This is a genomic window from Bacillus sp. EKM202B, from assembly GCF_011066025.1.
In the GTDB taxonomy this organism is placed as follows: domain Bacteria; phylum Bacillota; class Bacilli; order Bacillales; family Bacillaceae_G; genus Bacillus_A; species Bacillus_A toyonensis.
The window spans coordinates 36,244-54,195 of the sequence record NZ_JAAMNK010000020.1 but is presented as its reverse complement, the minus strand read 5'-3'; the positions used below and the strand labels follow the sequence as shown (position 1 = coordinate 54,195).

The 17,952-nt window shown below is 34.6% G+C and carries 15 protein-coding genes and 1 pseudogene; 3 read left to right on the top strand and 13 right to left on the bottom strand.

Annotated features, from left to right (window positions below):
- Nucleotides 1-182: 182 nt before the first annotated feature.
- Nucleotides 183-695: a GNAT family N-acetyltransferase gene (locus tag G9F74_RS21015; protein ID WP_000351211.1), complete on the top strand. Its 513-nt coding sequence runs from the start codon at nucleotides 183-185 to the stop codon at nucleotides 693-695.
- Nucleotides 696-729: 34 nt separating this feature from the next.
- Here the strand turns inward: G9F74_RS21015 and pdxR are convergent, their stop codons facing one another.
- Complete coding sequence (gene pdxR / locus G9F74_RS21010; RefSeq protein ID WP_016107502.1) at nucleotides 730-2,130, bottom strand: MocR-like pyridoxine biosynthesis transcription factor PdxR; 1,401 nt, start codon at nucleotides 2,128-2,130, stop codon at nucleotides 730-732.
- Between the two features lie 120 nt (nucleotides 2,131-2,250).
- On the opposite strand from pdxR, the gene G9F74_RS21005 reads away from it, so the two are divergent.
- Together G9F74_RS21005 and G9F74_RS21000 are read left to right on the top strand one after the other, a co-directional pair.
- Nucleotides 2,251-3,177, top strand: coding sequence for a DMT family transporter (locus tag G9F74_RS21005; RefSeq protein WP_016107501.1), 927 nt, complete (start codon nucleotides 2,251-2,253; stop codon nucleotides 3,175-3,177).
- 116 nt (nucleotides 3,178-3,293) lie between these two features.
- Nucleotides 3,294-3,818 (top strand): DUF4871 domain-containing protein, encoded by a 525-nt coding sequence (locus G9F74_RS21000; RefSeq protein WP_097854350.1) that lies wholly within the window; start codon nucleotides 3,294-3,296, stop codon nucleotides 3,816-3,818.
- A gap of 141 nt (nucleotides 3,819-3,959) precedes the next feature.
- On the opposite strand, the gene G9F74_RS20995 is transcribed toward G9F74_RS21000, so the two are convergent.
- From G9F74_RS20995 to G9F74_RS20945, 12 genes and pseudogenes are all read right to left on the bottom strand, one after another.
- Complete coding sequence (locus G9F74_RS20995) at nucleotides 3,960-5,162, bottom strand: NAD(P)-dependent malic enzyme (RefSeq protein WP_000892431.1); 1,203 nt, start codon at nucleotides 5,160-5,162, stop codon at nucleotides 3,960-3,962.
- A gap of 59 nt (nucleotides 5,163-5,221) precedes the next feature.
- Nucleotides 5,222-6,568, bottom strand: a complete 1,347-nt coding sequence (locus tag G9F74_RS20990) for a 2-hydroxycarboxylate transporter family protein (protein ID WP_000512713.1) — start codon at nucleotides 6,566-6,568, stop codon at nucleotides 5,222-5,224.
- Between the two features lie 122 nt (nucleotides 6,569-6,690).
- Complete coding sequence (locus G9F74_RS20985; RefSeq protein ID WP_016107499.1) at nucleotides 6,691-7,398, bottom strand: response regulator; 708 nt, start codon at nucleotides 7,396-7,398, stop codon at nucleotides 6,691-6,693.
- A complete protein-coding gene (locus G9F74_RS20980; protein ID WP_016107498.1) occupies nucleotides 7,395-8,999 on the bottom strand; it encodes a sensor histidine kinase in 1,605 nt (534 codons plus the stop codon). The genes G9F74_RS20985 and G9F74_RS20980 overlap by 4 nt, the downstream gene beginning before the upstream one ends.
- Before the next feature lie 78 nt (nucleotides 9,000-9,077).
- Complete coding sequence (locus tag G9F74_RS30695; protein ID WP_435051734.1) at nucleotides 9,078-9,896, bottom strand: methyl-accepting chemotaxis protein; 819 nt, start codon at nucleotides 9,894-9,896, stop codon at nucleotides 9,078-9,080.
- Between the two features lie 120 nt (nucleotides 9,897-10,016).
- Nucleotides 10,017-10,919, bottom strand: a pseudogene (locus tag G9F74_RS30690) (HAMP domain-containing protein); the annotation flags it as partial.
- 437 nt (nucleotides 10,920-11,356) lie between these two features.
- Nucleotides 11,357-12,103 carry a C39 family peptidase gene (locus G9F74_RS20970; RefSeq protein ID WP_000619783.1) on the bottom strand — a complete coding sequence of 249 codons (747 nt, stop codon included), beginning with the start codon at nucleotides 12,101-12,103 and terminating at the stop codon, nucleotides 11,357-11,359.
- A gap of 13 nt (nucleotides 12,104-12,116) precedes the next feature.
- On the bottom strand, nucleotides 12,117-12,938 hold the full coding sequence (locus tag G9F74_RS20965; protein ID WP_016107496.1) for a hypothetical protein: 822 nt from the start codon (nucleotides 12,936-12,938) through the stop codon (nucleotides 12,117-12,119).
- A 368-nt stretch (nucleotides 12,939-13,306) separates the two neighbouring features.
- The gene (locus G9F74_RS20960; RefSeq protein WP_033668301.1) at nucleotides 13,307-14,542 is read right to left on the bottom strand and encodes a sensor histidine kinase; all 1,236 of its coding nucleotides are present in this window, start codon (nucleotides 14,540-14,542) and stop codon (nucleotides 13,307-13,309) included.
- An 11-nt stretch (nucleotides 14,543-14,553) separates the two neighbouring features.
- Entirely contained in the window at nucleotides 14,554-15,225 is a 672-nt protein-coding gene (locus G9F74_RS20955; protein WP_001238627.1) for a response regulator transcription factor, read from the bottom strand.
- Between the two features lie 212 nt (nucleotides 15,226-15,437).
- Nucleotides 15,438-16,142, bottom strand: a complete 705-nt coding sequence (locus G9F74_RS20950) for a metallophosphoesterase family protein (protein WP_001079919.1) — start codon at nucleotides 16,140-16,142, stop codon at nucleotides 15,438-15,440.
- Between the two features lie 418 nt (nucleotides 16,143-16,560).
- On the bottom strand, nucleotides 16,561-17,937 hold the full coding sequence (locus G9F74_RS20945) for an ABC transporter substrate-binding protein (RefSeq protein ID WP_016107494.1): 1,377 nt from the start codon (nucleotides 17,935-17,937) through the stop codon (nucleotides 16,561-16,563).
- Nucleotides 17,938-17,952: the final 15 nt, after the last annotated feature.

Genomic DNA, 17,952 nt, shown 5'->3' with positions numbered 1-17,952 from the left:
AGTGAAACTTTAATCCATGGAAAGGTTCACTCCATGGATTATTAGTTGAACCAATCGGGCATTTACGGGCAGTTACCTCCCACCTAACTTCCGCGCATTCGCCGAATTTTAAAATTGGAGCCTTACTGCCCGCGAATAGCATGGTAAAGGTACATTTGTCAAAGATCTGGAGGGTGATATAATTGGATATCCATGTATTAACAAAAGACGAAGCAGAAATTTACTTAGAACTTCGCGTAGAAGGATTAAAGCAAAACCCTGAAGCTTTCAGCTCTTCTTATGAAGATATTATTAATAAAGAGTGTGCTATTGAATATAAAGCACAAAAACTAGCACAAGACGAAAACTATACACTAGGTGCATTTAAAGACGGAAAATTAATCGGAGTTGCTACACTGGAAACGAAACCATATGTAAAACAAGAACATAAAGCAAAAATTGGTTCCGTATATGTGTCTCCAAAAGCACGCGGACTTGGAGCAGGAAAAGCACTTATTAAAGAATGTCTTGAGCTTGCTAAATCTTTAGACGTAGAACAAGTTATGCTTGATGTTGTTGTCGGAAACGATGGTGCGAAGAAACTTTATGAGTCATTAGGCTTTAAAACGTTTGGTGTACAAGAACGTTCACTGAAATATAACGGACAATATTGGGATGAAGAGCATATGGTCTTATTCCTAGATGAAAATAAATAATAAAAAACATCCTCTCATATATGAGGATGTTTTTTTACTTTTTTATAAACCATGCCTTATTTAATAATTGAATCGCTTTCGCAATTTCTTCTTCTGATAAAATCGCAAATCCAAGTAGTACTATATTTTCAGGTGCAGTACCGTCTTTATAGTACGTAGACACAGGGTATATTTTGATACTATGTTTCGCAGCTTCTTTAATTAATTCTTTTTCCCGCATTCCATTATGCACCTTTAATAAAATGTGCAATCCTGAATCTTCTCCTATCACTTCAACACGATTTGAGAAGTAATTTTCTAGTTCAAAAACAAGTCGATCTCTCTTCTTTCGATAGACGACACGCATTTTATGAATATGTTTTTCCCAATATCCTTCATTTAAAAACCTTCTAATCACTTCTTGGTCCATTCTTGAAACACTTTGTGTATAAAATAAATATTGTTGTTGATACTTTTTAATCAATTTCTTTGGTAACACCATATAGCTCATCCGTAATGATGGCAACAATGCTTTCGATAGCGTCCCCATATAAATAACTTTCCCGTCTGTATCTAACCCTTGCAGTGCCGGTATAGGTTTTCCCGAATAGCGAAATTCACTATCGTAATCATCTTCAATAATATACCTACCTTCTTCTTTCTTCGCCCATTGTAAAAGCTGCATCCTTCTCGTGATAGGCATAATCATTCCGCATGGGAATTGATGGGATGGAGTTACAAATACAATATTTGCATCGCTATTTTCTAAATCTGCCATACAAATTCCGTCCCTGTCTAAAGACAACATTTGAACCTTCTCTTCTCCCTGTTCAAAAACAACCATTTTCCTATGATAACCTGGGTTTTCAACTGCATAATTACTTCCTTTTAATAATTGAAACAGTAATTTCACTAATATTTGTGTTCCCGCTCCTAATACGATTTGACTAGCTGCACAACGCACACCTCTAGATTCATACAAATAGTTCGCAATTTCTTCTCTTAAGCTCCATTCTCCTTGTGGGTGACCAAGAAAGAGCAACTCATTATTATGAGGCTGCCATACGTCATTTATAATTTTTCGATACATATTGAACGGAAAAGCATTTGTATCGACTCCTGTTTGTGTGAAATCAAATTTATAACCCCTCTCCTGAAAGGGTACTTCTTCTATTTTCTCTTCGTTTTCTTCTACATGAACCATTTGCTCAATCTTACATACAAAATAACCTTTTCTCGAAATTGATTCAATATAACCTTCTGCAAGTAATTGCTCGTAAGCTGCCTCTACTGTATTTTTACTTACTTGTAAATGTGTTGCTAACTTTCGCTTAGCTGGTAATTTCGTAAAAGATAGAATTGTTCCATCTTTAATTTCTTTTTTTATATACTCATACAACTGCACATACAATGCCTTCTTACTATTCATATTTAAATTAGGCGTTAATTCTAACATAATATCTGACCCCTTAATAAAACTAAAATCTGATACTTTTTACAGTACCAGATTTTATATATAATTCCTTTTATCATGTCACACATAAAAAATCAAATACTAAAGAGGAGATGCATGATCATGAACAAAAATAGACGTATTGGACTCATTATGATTATTACAGGAGCCACATTATGGGGATTATCTGGACCGATGATTCAATGGCTATTTCAACATACGAACGTATCATCAATTGATTTTTTAACAATTCGCTTGTTGCTTGCAGGAGTATTTATTTTATCTATCTTACTAATAAAGAAACAAAACATATTTCAAATTTGGAAACATCCTAGACATTCTATACAGCTTATTATTTTCTCTATTCTTGGCATGCTCGGCGCGCAATATGCCTTTATCGAAACAGTTCATATTAGTAATGCTGTCACAGCAACACTCTTTCAATTTCTAGGCCCTGTTCTTATTACAATGTATGTTGCATTTCAGCAAAGAAAATTCCCTGCTTCTATGCAACTACTTGCAATTATAACTGCGCTAACAGGAACATACTTTATTATTACAAATGGCTCAATCGAAAATATTGTTTTATCTAAATCAGCCATTATTTTCGGACTATTAACGGCAATTGGATTTGCATTTTATACCCTTCATCCAGCTTCTCTCATTAAAGAATGCGGAACAACTGTAGTAATTGGTTGGGGGATGTTAATCGGAGGAATTGCACTACTTATTTATAATCGTTCATTTGGATGGAATCAATTTTCACAAACTCTTACACTAAAAACTTTTTCTATGCTTATTCTTATCATTATTAGTGGGACCCTTTCTTTCCTTCTTTATATTGGTAGTCTTAAATATTTAGCAGCAACAGAAACAAGTATTTTATCTAGTATTGAACCACTTGTAGCAGCCATCGTTTCAATCACTTGGCTAAATGAATCGTTTGGATCATATCAATTATTAGGCGGCGTATGTATCGTTCTGTCTGTTATTTTTTTGACGATGCCTCAAAAAGAGACCGAGCCAACCTACACAACTGAACAAATATAAAAAAATGTCAAAAGAGGTCGTACAAAACTTACGACCTCTTTTTATACTTTAAAGGAATTGTCCCGCTATCTAGCAAATACAATTACACTAACAATAATAATTAGGAGCGTGGCACCATGAAAAAAATCGGAACTATGCTACTTTTCTCCTTTCTCATCACTGGATGCACACAGGCTCAACCTGATTCAAAAGCACTAAAAAAAGAAGCCATAGTAATATCATCATCTCAGGTTAACGCCCCTTCCTTTTTTCATCTTAGTGTTTTAAAAGATGTAAATTGGGAAGAAGCGCCCTCCTTCGTAGACGGAAAGATACCTTTAAAGGGGATTGAAAGAAGAATTGCAATTGCTGATACACCTATTGTCGCAAATGAACAAAATGAAATTATGTGGTACTTTCTAGACCCTGAAATACCAACTGGAAATTTATCTATTATCGCGCTAAAACAAGGATCTGTAACTCCAACACCAATACTCTATCAACAAGAAACTTCCAAACAAACTTGGACTACTTCAAATACAATCGATTCTACTACAAACGAACTCCCTCTCACTATATCGCTACCTTCATCCGGATTATGGGTATTAAATATATATGCGAATGAAAAATATTATGATCAATTTGTAATCACTGTTGAGTAAGTTGTCAAAACTAATCTACTTCCTTGCATCCACTGAATTTTGGGCGGGATAAATAATGCGGGAGCACGAATAACTCTACACTTCTTCATTATTTTGATTTCTTACCTCAAAAAAGCAGTGCCTTGAAGGCACTGCTTTTTACTATTTATAACTTGGCATTTTCGTAATTTGTGCCACACCTGAATCTATGGCTGCTTTCGCTACTGCTTCTGCAACATTCGGAACAACTCTTTTATCTAATGGATTTGGAATTACATAGTTCGCACTACGCTCTTCGTCCGTAATTATGTTAGCGATCCCATATGCTGCCGCTAATTTCATCTCTTCTGTAATATCAGTCGCGCGTACATCTAAAGCACCACGGAATATACCAGGGAACGCTAATACATTATTTACTTGATTTGAATAATCAGAACGACCAGTTCCAACTACAGCAGCTCCAGCTTCTAATGCATCTTCTGGGAATATTTCTGGAATTGGATTTGCCATTGCAAACACAATCGCTTTCTCATTCATCGTCTTTACAAGTTCTTTCGTTAATACGTTAGGCGCAGATACGCCAATAAAGATATCAGCCTGATGAATCGCTTCTTTTAATGTTCCACGCACATATTCTCGATTTGTCTTCTTTGAAACTTCAATTTGCGCTTCGTTCATCCATGTTTCACCTTCACAAACAATACCTTCTAAGCTAACTAACGTAATGTGTTTTGCACCAGCTTTTAATAATAATTTTCCAATTGCAATTCCTGCCGAACCCGCACCGTTAATAACAATTTTCACATTATCCATTTGTTTACTTACAACTTTTAATGCATTAATAACAGCTGCTAAGACGACAATAGCTGTTCCATGTTGATCATCATGGAATACAGGGATATTCGTTTCTTCTTTTAATCGTTTTTCAATTTCAAAGCAACGTGGTGCTGCAATATCTTCTAAATTAATACCTGCAAATGTAGGTTCTAAATTTTTCACAAGGGTAACGATTTCATCCACATTCGTCGTCCCTAAACATAACGGGAAAGCATCTACATTCGCAAACTTTTTAAATAAAATACTTTTCCCTTCCATAACAGGCATAGCCGCTTTCGGTCCAATATTCCCTAAACCAAGTACTGCTGTTCCATCTGAAACAACTGCAACCATATTCCCTCTTGCTGTATAGTCATACGCTGTTTCTTCATCTGCTGCAATTGCTTTACAAGACTCCGCTACACCTGGTGTATAAGTCAGGCTTAAATCATCCGCTGTATTAACTTCTACCTTACTTGTAATCTCAATTTTCCCTACCAACTCTTTATGCAATAACAATGATCTTTCATTAATTTGATTTTCTAACATACTTATAATCTCCCCTTAATTTGACAAGCTAGCTATATGAATATAGCTAGCTTGTTTGATCATGAAAACATTGTTAATAAGATTGTCGCTGTTACAACCATTGCTGCCCCGCCTAAACGCGTCGAAATTTGTGCGAAAGGCATTAATTCCATACGATTTGAAGCTGATAAAATAGCAACATCTCCAGTTCCGCCTAAACCGCTATGACATCCAGTTACAATTGCTGATTCAACTGGATACATTTTCATCACTTTTCCTATAAGAAAACCTGATGCTACCATTGTAAGAACAACCGATGCACAAACAACAACATATCCCACTGAAAGAACTGCCGCTACGTCTTTTAACGGAATATATAGCAATCCTAATCCGACCATTAACGGCCAAGTTAAATTCTTTGAAATAAATTTATATAAATGGAATGCTCCTTGCTCCATTTTTGCTGGCATTAGTTTAAAGTATTTCACAAGTGCTGCTGAGAAAATCATAATGATTGCCCCAGGAATACCGATGAACTTAGAAGCAAACCCTCCGAAGATAAAGAACGTACATGCAATTAATAAACCTGCTCCCATTAATGAGAAATCAATTGGCTTCTCTGTATTTTGTTCTTTTAATAATTCTGCTTGATTGTCTGTTTTCACTAATACACCATTACCACTAAGCTCAGGTCTCTTCTCGCCTAAACGCTTCATATACCCTGCACTCACGATTGCAAACATATTCCCAATAATAGCTGCCGGAATAAGCTGTGATACGAATGTTGCTGATGATTCGTTTAAAATGTCACTGTATGCTAATGACAATGGTAAAATCCCTTCTCCAATACCACCGCTCACAATTGGTACGATAATAAAGAAGAATGTATGCTTCATTTCAAACCCGAATAGTGAACCGACCAATAATCCTACTGCTACAGAAGCTAACGTTCCTACTACTAAAGGAATAAACATACGAACGAAACCTTGCACTAACACTTTACGATTCATTCCTAAAATACTTCCGACTACTAAACAAGAAATATATAAATATAAAAAGTTCGATTTTTTCATTAACATAGTCGCAGCTTCCATTGAAGCTGGGTTCATCCAGTTAAAAAATACAAGTAATGATGGAATAAATAATGAGAGAATTGCTGGACCACCGATATTTTTTAAAATTGGAATTCTCATCCCAATGTCACCTAAGAAAATACCCATGATCATAATAACTGCAAAACCACCAATCATGTCTGCTGGCAATTTATTATATACAGATGCCCCATAAATAATAGCAGCCAATACTACATATAACGGTAAAGGTATAACACCGATTTTAACGTTCATAATTTTAGAAGCGAAAGATTCATTTTTCAATTCATTTCCTTCAGCAAATGATACCGCTTCCACATTCTTTTGAATTCCCATATGGCACCCCCTTGTTTTCTTAATAACAATATTAAAACGCTTTCAATAGTAAAAATAGTTTTTGTAAGTTTTGTAATTGGTTTTGTAATTAAAAAAAGTATAAGCGACTTATAATAAGTCGCTTATACGTAAAAACCTATTTTATTTTGATCAACACATCTTAATTTACTTACAGGTCTTCCCACATGCTGATACACCATTTCGTTTTCTAACACTCCAATTTCAGTCAAAAACATTACATACTTTCGAATAGAAACTCTTGAAATTCCTACTAATTGTGCCATTTCATCTGTTGTAAACGCTCGTCCATTCAGCGACTCGATCTTCTGCCAAATTAATTGCAACGTTTGCTTCGTTAATCCTTTCGGGAGCTCTTTAGTGACAGTAGGCTCTCTTTTTTCTTTTTGTAAAATTAACGAATCTAATTCCGATTGACTAATTTTTTGTTGTTCTTTCATGAAAGTAAGTTTTTCTCGATATATAGTTAATGCATCTTTAAATCGTTCAAATGTAAATGGTTTAATTAAATAATCTACTACGCCATATTGTAATGCTTTTTTAATACTCCCCATATCATGTACAGCTGAAATCATCATAATATCGATTTCTTTTTCTTGATTCCGAATATACATTAAAAGCTCAAACCCAGTCTCTTCAGGCATAAAAATATCAAGTAAGACTAAATCTATTCGTGATTTCTCTAATACTTCTACCGCCGATTTTACTGAGTTAACTGCTTGAACAAGTTCGAATCCTCCTACTTGCTCTAAATAATGTGTATTTAACATTGCTACCATCGGGTCATCTTCTACAATTAAAACTTTAATCATATTTGCTTCTCATCCCTACCTTTAGGTATTTCAATTGTTATCGTTGTTCCCTCTCCTAATAAGGAGGAAATGTGAATCTCCCCATTTATTCGCTGTATACTTTCTTTTACAAGATACAAACCATAACCGCGATTATCCCCTTTTGTGGAATAACCTTTTGTAAATAATGCATCCACTTCGTCTTCTTCTATACCTTTCCCCGTATCTTGCACTGTAATAGTTAATGTATTCTGATATTGTACCCCAATTTCAACTTGTTTCTTTTTGCAATGTATCACTGCCTCTAATGCATTATCTATTAAGTTCCCTACAATCGTAATAAGTTCATGAGTAATACTTTCATCATATATTTCCGGCAAGTAAGAATCTTCACTTATAATTAACTTAATATTTTTCTCCCTAGCATAGCTAAGTTTACCTAGTAAAAAACCAGCAAATACTGGACTTTTTATTCTTTTCATAACTCCACCAATTTCATATTGATGCTCTGATACCATGCCACTTATATACTTTTGTAATTCTTCATATTGTTTCATATGTGTAAGCCCTAATACGACATGCATTTTATTCATAAACTCATGAGATTGTGCCCGTAATGCTTCCGCATATAGTCTAATACCAGTTAGTTCCTCTGCTAGTTTTCTAATCTCTGTTTTATCACGAAATGTTGCAATCGCGCCAACTATTTCTCCTTTTACATATAAAGGAACACGATTCGTCACAATCGTAATTCCGTAAATATTTTGTTCTTCGTTTAATTGTACCTCTCCCGTTTGCAATACTTCTTTTATACGCGAATTCGGCATATATAGCTCAACGTCTTTACCTATAAAATCTTCTTCAAGTCCACTTTTTTTAAATAGACGTTTCGCTTCATTATTAATTAACGTTACTCTCGCCTCTTTATCTACAGCAATAATGCCTTCCTTTACAGATTGTAACATCGTATTTCTTTCTTCAAGAATTTTCGCTATCCTGTGCGGCTCAAGACCGAATAAACTTTTCTTTATATGTCTAGCTAGCAATATTGCTCCTATAATTCCGACTAGTACTCCAACTCCGACACCGATATAAATAATATGTCTACTTTCCTTAACTCTCTCTTTTACATTATCTGCCGAGATACCAACGGCTACCGCTCCAAGTTGTTCACCTGTTTCAGAAAATATAGGCACAAACACTCGCATTGAAATACCTAACGTTCCTTCTGCTAGCGATACATGTTCCTTTCCTTTCAATGCAGGCCCTTCATCTCCTCCAATAAAATGATGACCTATTTTTTGAGGGTTTGGATGTGATTTTCTTATTCCATTCATGTCCATAACTACAATAAATTGAACGCCTGTGTTTTTTAATATTCTATTTGTATACGTTTGAATTGCAGAAGTATCTGCTTTTCCAATCAAACCATCGATTACAATCGAATCATTCGCCACAATATGGGCAATCGTTTTTGCTTTCTCTGCCTGGCTATCCTCCGTTGTCCACTCTACATTATGACTAATTAATATATCTGTAACAAGTAAAGAAAAAATTACAACTGTACAAACTAGCAATGTAATCGTTTTCCATAAATTCCATAGTTTTTTTCTTTTTTTCATCCCACTAATGACTCCCCTAATTGCTGAATAGAAAAATAAGTAAGGTGATATTATTTTCACCTTACTTATTTGCTGTTATTATACTTTAAATTTACTAGTCATTGCTTGTAGTTCTTCGGCCATCTCAGCTAAGTTTTGCGAAGCCGAACTAATTTCTTCCATCGAATTTACTTGTTCTTCTGTTGAAGCTGCAACACTTTGCATACTAGCTGTATTTTCTTCTGCAGCCGCTGCAATTTCATCAATAGCATTTGTCACTTCATTTGCATCTCCAGCGATTCTCCTCGTTGTTTCTACCATTTGATTAACTTGAGAAACAATATGAGTAGTAGAACTTAAAATTTCTGTAAAACTTACTTTCGTTTTTGTTACAACATCTAAGCCTTGTTGAACTTCCCCACTCACATTATCCATTGCCTTAACAGTATGTTCAATATCAGCCTTAATTTCTGCAATTAAATTTGCAATCTCTCCAGATGATTCTCCTGATTGCTCTGCTAATTTTCTAACTTCATCGGCTACAATAGCAAATCCTCGTCCCTGTTCACCTGCTCTTGCTGCTTCAATAGCCGCATTTAAAGCTAATAAGTTTGTTTGAGTTGCAATGTTTTGAATTGCTTCAGAAATAGCTCCTACTTGCTTTGACTTCTCATCAAGAAGTTTAATAATAGCATCTGACTCGGATACCGATCTAGAAATAGACTGCATTTGTTTTGCGGTTTGTTCAACTAAATCTTCTCCCTCTTCAGCTCTTTCTCGCGCATGTAATGAGGAAATAGAAATTGACTCTGCGCTTCCAGTTACATCTTGAATTGCTGTATTTACTTGTTGTAATGTAGCCGCGCCTTCTTCAACACCTTGGCTTTGTGATTCAGCCCCACCTGATACTTGTTCCATTGCAATTGTAATTTGATCTGTCGCATCATTCGCTTGCTGTACGCTCGCTGTTAACTCTTCTGCCGATGCTGCAACATGCTCTGCTGAAAAGCTAATTTGGGTAATCACATCTTGTAAAGACGTAGACATTTCATTAAATGAATTCCCTAGTTTCCCTATATCATCCTTGGAGTGGATTGTAATTTTCTCGGTTAAATCTCCCTTACTAATTTTATGTGCCGATTCAGCTATTTTTCGTAATGGCCTTGTAATAGAATTTGTAATGAAATAAATTAATACACTACCAAATGCAATAGCGATAGCTATGACAATCAAAGTCTTATAAAACACTGGACTGGCAGCTTGCATAATTTCTTCGTCAAACATAACTCCAACTATTTTCCATCCTGTTTTCTCATTTGTTGCAAAGATTAAATTCTTTTTATCATCTTGTTCTGTATAAGATACATTTCCTTGTTTATCTTCATAAATTGGTTTAATCCAAGGATCAGTAACCTTTGAACCAGGCTTTCTAGACGGATGACTAACAATTTGCTTATTTTGATCTAAAATAACTGCATAGCCTTTTTCACCAATATTAATCATTTTTGAAACCTTTAGGATGTTATTCAAATTCAAGTTAATACCTATAACACCTTTACCATCTTTTACTTCTTTAGCAACTGTCACTACCATATTTTTTGTAGATGCTGATTGATACGGTGCAGTAACAATTACCTTTCCTTTATTTTCATGCGCTTCTTTATACCATGATCTATCTGTTGGATTATAGCCATCAGACATTTGAATAAATGGTTCTCTTATAAACTTCCCCGTCTGCGCTCCAATATAAATACCTTCTACTTCTGGATGAAGCTTTATATATTGTGCTAACTTCGTTCTTACTATTTCTTCTTGTCCATTTAGATATGTATCCTCTGTTAAGATGTCTGCAAAGTACATCGCATCAACAAATTTCTCTTCTATATTTTGAGAAATAACAGTATTTAAAACTGAAATATTCTCCTTTGCTTTATCTGTCATTTGATGTTCAAAATTTGTTTGGGCAGTTTGATATGAAACACCACCGATAATAAGTCCTGGTATAGTTAAAATAATAAAAAATGAAATGATTAATTTTTTCTTGATACTCATACATTTAACCCAGTTAAATATATTTTGCATAATAAGCCTCCTTTATGTAATGTGAATACTTGTGTAATTTTATACAATTAACATATATAAAACAATATATAATGATAACATGTAATTTTTTCGTCAATTATGCATTTTTACATATTCACTACTTCTAAGCATTTTAATCATAAAAATAAGAGAACTTTAGCATTATATATGCTAAAGTTCTCTTATTTCTTAACAGCTTCTATTCCAAACAAAACACCCTACAAAACTTTTCTTATAATTCCTTAAATCTCTATCCTTCACCTTATAGCTATATTGTTAAAACTCTCCGTCCTAATTTATTTAGAGCTCTTTACATAACTAATTGCCTGACTCCCCATTTGCACCCATGCCTGTTCAAAGTTTTCTCTTGGTACTTTCACATCTAAGCTATCATCAAGCGGGTCTCGAATATATACAGATTCCTTATCGTACCCAATAAGTACAACACAATGTTCATTATATGTAATAGAAACATCCCCACTATTTGTTTTCCATGTAGTAAATTCATCTTCATCTAAAGGGGCATATGTTGCATTTGTAATCATGACTACCGGTTGCCCTGCTTTTACACTCTTATACATTTCCTCTATACTCTTTCCTGTTAAATCCACAGCTTTATTAGATAAATATTTTTTCGCTAACTGAAAAAGTGGCCCATGATATACACCATAACCGGATTCAGAAAAGGTATAAATATTTCCTACAAACCCTTCATTCGGATTTCCGCGTACACCATCAACCATAAAATCAACTTTTTTTATTTCATTTGCTAATTTCATCTTATCTACTGAAACGCCTGCGTATTGTAACATCATTGCTAAACTTGTCACTTCACACCCTCTATCCAGCTCTGGTAACTGCTGAATTAAAGGCACATTTGATAAGAGGATCTTTTCATCATTATTACTAAACTCCGTTCTTTTTCCGCTTTGTATGAAGGATGTTAATTTCTCCATATACTTTGTGATTCCATTTGTATATACACTCCATACTGCTACGCCAAGTAAAGCTATGCATATATACCACTTCAATTTTCGTATCACTCTCACGCCCTTTTTAATTCGTTAAATAAGAATAAAACGCGTCAGCATCCGTTCGAACCATCGGTACAAAATTTAGTTCTTTTCCTTTTTCAGGCTGATCTCTTTTTATTTTTTCTGCTAATTCTTGAATGTTCATATTCATTTTGTCCATATTAAGCTCATCTGCCATTTGTAGCACTTTTTGCTCATTAATTTCTCTTAATACTTGATATATATCTTTACCATACAAATCAATATGATATTTTTTTGCTTCTGCCTGTACTTTTTGTTCGTACACTTCTTGCGCTAACTCTTCTATCTCTTTTCCTTTTTGAGAAATATCTAACTTTCCTGCTTCTTCTCTTACTTTTGTTCCATAAATCTCTTCCGCAACCTCTTCTATTTCTTTTCCTTCAGTCGAAACGCCTAATTTCTCTGCTTCGTTATTAATTTTGATTGCATTGATTTGGCTTATTAAATCCACAATCGATTTGTTCTCTACAGATATCCCTAAGTTTAACGCTTCTTGCTTCACTTTTGTTTCATAGATTTCTTCTGAAAGAATTCCAACATCTTTTCCTTCAATCGAAATCCCTAACTGTTCTGCTTCTCTGCCTACTTCTGTTTCATGAATTTCTTTTTCTAGCGTAATTTGTTCTTTTCCTTCCGTTTCAATACCTAATTTCTCTGCTTTTTCTTCTGTATTTATTGCATGTATCTTTCCGTTGTTTAATTGCTCTTTACTGCGCTGCGCATAGTCTGTCTTTCCTTTCGATGTTTCAGAAGGAGAGGCACCGCCTAATATACTTAAACTCATTACTCCAATAGTGAATACCGTCATCATTTTCTTCTTCAAAACTAATTCCTCCCTCTTATACTTTCTTTCCCATCATTCCCATAAAGTGAAACTATACTCAGTGGGAAGCTTCATCTTCCACTGAATATTAGCCTTCACCAATCGGGCATTTACGAACAACCCGACTCCAGCCGAGGTTTAAGGTGGGAGTTTTACCGCCCGGAAAATAGCGGGATCATTTTTTTAATACTATACATACATCTCATCACTGCCTGAGATAACATTATGATCTAAAAAATTTACTCACATACACCTCTCTAATCTCTTCTTCATGTAACGATCTTTCTTTATGCAATACATAATATAAATAGTTTCTTAACTTTCCCTTAAAAAAAGACGAACTTGTAAAAACAAGATCGTCTTCTTACTTATATTTTTTGATTTTTAGGGAGCACTACTTCAAAACAAGTACCCTCTCCCCATTTGCTCTCTACTAATATTTTTCCGTAATGCTTTTCTACAATCCACTTGGCGATTGAAAGACCTAATCCAGCTCCCTCTGATGTACTCCTTGCTTTATCCCCTTGATAAAAACGATCAAATAATTTTGGGATATCCTCTACTTTCACGCCTATCCCATCATCTTTCACCTGTATACAAATCGAGCTGCTCGTTTGCATGCAATCAATTCGAATATGACCGCCTTCATTCGTATATTTCATCGCATTATCTAACAATATGACCATCATTTGATGAATCCGTTCCCTATCACCCATAAAAGACATGTTACGTTCTACTTTTAATATCATCTCTTTTTCTTGATAAGAAGCAATTTCTTTATATGGATCTACTATTTCTTCTAACAATTTACCCATTTCAAATATTTTTTTATCCATCTCAATTTGATTAGAATCCGAACGTGCTAACAACAATAAGTTGCTAACTAGTTTCGATAACCGCCTGCATTCCTTAGATATTGTAGAAATGTCCATCGCTTTTTCTTCTATCGTAGCGGATGGTGACTGAAATAACACATCCGTTTTTGATTGAATAACTGCAAGTGGCGTTCTTAATTCATGCGATGCATCGGAAACGAACTGCTGCTGCTTCTCCCATGAATTTTGAATCGGTATGAGTGCTCTGCCAGCTAAGAAAAAGCCGATACCTATTGCACAGAGACTTCCTATACCACAACCTATAACGAGAATTAAAAATAAAGTATTTAACATTCCTTCTTCCGCTGTTATATCTCGCACGATTTGAACTATTTCTCCATCTTTTTGAAGCGCAAATGCTCTAAAATATCGTCCTTGCACTTCAATATCTTGCAAATCCTCTAACTTTTTTGGAGAAAACTTTTCCAAATTCTCTTCAAAAATAGAACGAAATTTACGATTATCGCCCTCTATTTTCACTATTTTCCCATTCCAAGTTATTCTAGTTACCCGCGGATCTCCAATTTGGATATTCTCCATGCGTTTTCTTGGTGGTATTTTAACATCTAGTTTTTCTCCATACTGAGCCATCATTTTTATAGATTGATCCACTTCATTATAAATACGCTTATATGTGTACGAATAAACAATACTACCTAATACTCCTATTAATAGGATGAATACTAATGAGTTCACTATAGTCAGACGAATGCGTGTTTTTTGAAACATACTTCCTTTTTTCATTTCTCTTTTAATATATATCCAATACCACGAACAGTTTGAATATCTTTCTGATAACCGAATGGCTCTAATTTTTTACGTAAATGATGCACATACACTTCTACAATTGCTACTGTCGTATCTGAATCAAATCCCCAAACACGATCGAAAATTTGTTCACGCATTAAAATCTTTCCGCTATTTTGAATGAGATACTCTAAAAGCTCATATTGTTTTAATGTCAGCTTAATATCTTGTCCCTCTACTTGAACATCTTTATCTTTTCCAAACAATTCAATTCCTTTATATCGAATTGTCTGCTTTGTTGTTAAACTACCACTTCTGCGTAATAAAGCACGAATTCTCGCCTTTAGTTCTGGTGCTTGAAACGGCTTTACGATATAGTCGTCTCCGCCAAAATCCAATCCTTTCACTCGATCTTCTAAAGAATCTCTCGCTGTTAAAAACAGGACTGGCGTTTCAATTCTTTCATCACGTATTTTTTGAATTACTTCAAACCCGTCCATTCCTGGCATCATCACATCAAGTAAAATTGCATCATAAATGTTTTGCATTGCCAAAAACAATCCATCTTCTCCATTTAACGCTGTATCTACTTCAAATTCATCACGCAAAATTTGTACGATAGACTCTAATAACGAAGCATTATCTTCTACTACAAGTAAGCGCATATTCTCACCTTCCATACTATAGTTCAATTCTATTTATTATTACATTTCTGCTCTTCATAACGAAAGAATGTAATCCTATTATGTAATTTCATTTTCAACTATTTCCTTCTAAGTTTTTGCTAGATATAAAATTTTGAGCCTTTATTATAAAAACTCTTTCTTAAATTTTGCTTAATAAAAAATTGAAAGAAATAAGATTCCCCTTATCTCTTTCAATTTTTTACTACGTACACCTTTTTACTCGGCAACTCCAAACAATTTAATTGACCGCCATACACAGCCCCGCCATCAATTCCAATAATACGATTACTACCAAAATATACTCCGCAATTCTCACTACCATGAAGCGTTTTTGTTTCCGTATGGCCAAATACAACAACCTTTTCGCCACTATATCCACTATGAAATTCATTACGGATCCACATTAACGTATATGGTTCAGATTCAGAAACTCGTTTCATTGGCTCAACACCAGCATGTACAAATATATACTCTTCTGTTTCAATGTAATGATCTAATTCTTGAATAAATTTTACATGTTCCTCTAATACGTGAGATTGTAAAATTGGCTTTTGGAAGTCCCCTTCATTAACTGCAATATCTTCTTCTACAAATCCATAGCTATATAACGTTTTATCTCCACCATTTCTTTTTACCCAATGGTTCCATGAGCGTTCCTCATCTGTCGTTAGCGCTTTAATCATCATATCTTCATGATTTCCCTTTAAAACGAATGCTCCTTCTTCTTTTAGCTCTTTCACCTTTTCAAGTACAGCACGTGCATTCGGACCACGATCCACATAATCCCCTAATAGAATTAATTGATCTTGTTTTGCGTTGTATTGTATTTCCTCAAGTAACTTTTTAAATTTATCAATCTCTCCATGAATATCACTAATGACAAGTATCCTATTCATTTTTCTCCTTCTTTCTAAATAAAGTTATTTCTAATTATAACTTTATTTAAAGGAATTTTCTGAACTCAACTACTAGAAAGTATTATTATTACAAATGCAGCTAATTTCCTTACAACACTGTAAGTCTCTTGTCATTCAATTCGATAGTTGTAATTACTATATTTCCTTATACTAAAAGTAAGAAATGAAACAAAAAACAAGGAGAGATGAGATATGAAAAAAGTGATGGAAGTTGTAGTAGCGGTGGTAGAGGTTTTCGTAAATGGTAAGCAAGTTGCAATGGAGTTAAATAAATAATGAAAAGGACAATATTCATTCTAGACCCTTTACTCATATAAAAGAGATAAGAGTTCATCATTTCTTTGATCCCTTATCTCCCTATAAAGAAAGCCGTATCCCTTTAGGATACGGCTTTCTTTTATTTTTGGCTCGTACGAGCTGAAATGCTAATCGCTCTATCTGTTGCTTTTGCAGCTTCATCCAACGCTTCTTTACTATTCTTTCCGTCATACATTGCTTCTAATGCTTTTACAACTGCATCTCGTGATTCTGGGAATACACTAATTAATGCACCTTGAGTTGCTGGAGATTGCTTCGTCGCTTGTAATTGTTCTACTGTTACTTTTAACTGTGGATATTTTTCATATTGCTCTTTTACTAACGATTCATTATATGCATCTGGATTAATTGAGAAATATCCTGTTGCAGTATGCCATTTTGCTTGTACGTCTGGCTTCGTTAAATATTTCATAAAGTCCCATGCACCTTGCTGCGTTTCTTCTGAAACCATATTCGTCATCCATAATGATGCACCGCCAATAACAACACCATTTCGCTTTGAATCTTCTGGATACGGAATATACGAAACACCTACATTAAACTTAGATGCATCAATTAAATCACGAACACCTGCTGAAGAATCTAAATACATAGCAACTTGTCCAGATTGGAACGCGGCACGAATATCATCCCAACTTGCTCCATACTTTCCTAGTGCACCAGCTTTATTCAATTCATTTAACATTCCAAATACTTTCTGTCCTTCTTTACCGTTAAATACCGCTTTCTTTGCAGCATCTTTACGGCCATTTTCATTATCTACATATAAAGCCCCTTGTGTCGCTAACAATTCTTCAAAGAACCAACCATAATTGAGCATAGAAAATCCATATTGTTTTACATTTCCGCCTTCTTTAAACGTTAACTTTTTCGCGGCTTCTTTTAATTCAGCATATGTTTGTGGAGCTTTCTCTGGATCTAACCCAGCCTTTGCAAAAGCATCTTTATTATAAATTAATACTGGCGTAGATGAATTAAATGGCATAGAATACATTTTTCCATCAACTGAATAATAATTTGTAATTGCTTTTTCTAATTTTGATGTATCGTACTTATCTTTTTTAATCCAACTATCGATAGGCGTAATCTTTTTGCTATCAATCATATATTTCGTTGTAATTTCACTCGATTGAACAAGAGCTGGAGCTTCTTTCGTAGCAGACATCGTTTTAAACTTCGTTAAAGACTCTTCGTATGTTCCTTGAAACTCTGCCTTTATCTCGTACTTATTCTGCGATTTATTATAGTCTGCAACAAGCCCATCTAGTACACCTTGTGTTTTTCCACCCATCGCATGCCAAAAACGAATTACAGTTTTATCACCATTTTTTTCAACTGGTGCTACTTTTGCCTGCGCTTCAGGTTTCCCCTCTGTTTTACTATTTGAACAAGCAGCCCCAGTTAATGCCATTGTGGCTGCCATTAAAAGAGCAGCACTTTTTTTCAATAAACTCATCTCAATCCCACCTTT

Excerpts from the sequence above, each read along its gene's own strand:
- pdxR (WP_016107502.1), bottom strand. The coding sequence starts at position 2,130 with ATGTTAGAATTAACGCCTAATTTAAATATGAATAGTAAGAAGGCATTG.
- G9F74_RS21005 (WP_016107501.1), top strand. The coding sequence starts at position 2,251 with ATGAACAAAAATAGACGTATTGGACTCATTATGATTATTACAGGAGCC.
- G9F74_RS21000 (WP_097854350.1), top strand. The coding sequence starts at position 3,294 with ATGAAAAAAATCGGAACTATGCTACTTTTCTCCTTTCTCATCACTGGA.
- G9F74_RS20995 (WP_000892431.1), bottom strand. The coding sequence starts at position 5,162 with ATGTTAGAAAATCAAATTAATGAAAGATCATTGTTATTGCATAAAGAG.
- G9F74_RS20990 (WP_000512713.1), bottom strand. The coding sequence starts at position 6,568 with ATGGGAATTCAAAAGAATGTGGAAGCGGTATCATTTGCTGAAGGAAAT.
- G9F74_RS20985 (WP_016107499.1), bottom strand. The coding sequence starts at position 7,398 with ATGATTAAAGTTTTAATTGTAGAAGATGACCCGATGGTAGCAATGTTA.
- G9F74_RS20980 (WP_016107498.1), bottom strand. The coding sequence starts at position 8,999 with ATGAAAAAAAGAAAAAAACTATGGAATTTATGGAAAACGATTACATTG.
- G9F74_RS30695 (WP_435051734.1), bottom strand. The coding sequence starts at position 9,896 with ATGGAACAAGTATCAGGTGGGGCTGAATCACAAAGCCAAGGTGTTGAA.
- G9F74_RS20960 (WP_033668301.1), bottom strand. The coding sequence starts at position 14,542 with ATGTTTCAAAAAACACGCATTCGTCTGACTATAGTGAACTCATTAGTA.
- G9F74_RS20955 (WP_001238627.1), bottom strand. The coding sequence starts at position 15,225 with ATGCGCTTACTTGTAGTAGAAGATAATGCTTCGTTATTAGAGTCTATC.
- G9F74_RS20950 (WP_001079919.1), bottom strand. The coding sequence starts at position 16,142 with ATGAATAGGATACTTGTCATTAGTGATATTCATGGAGAGATTGATAAA.
- G9F74_RS20945 (WP_016107494.1), bottom strand. The coding sequence starts at position 17,937 with ATGAGTTTATTGAAAAAAAGTGCTGCTCTTTTAATGGCAGCCACAATG.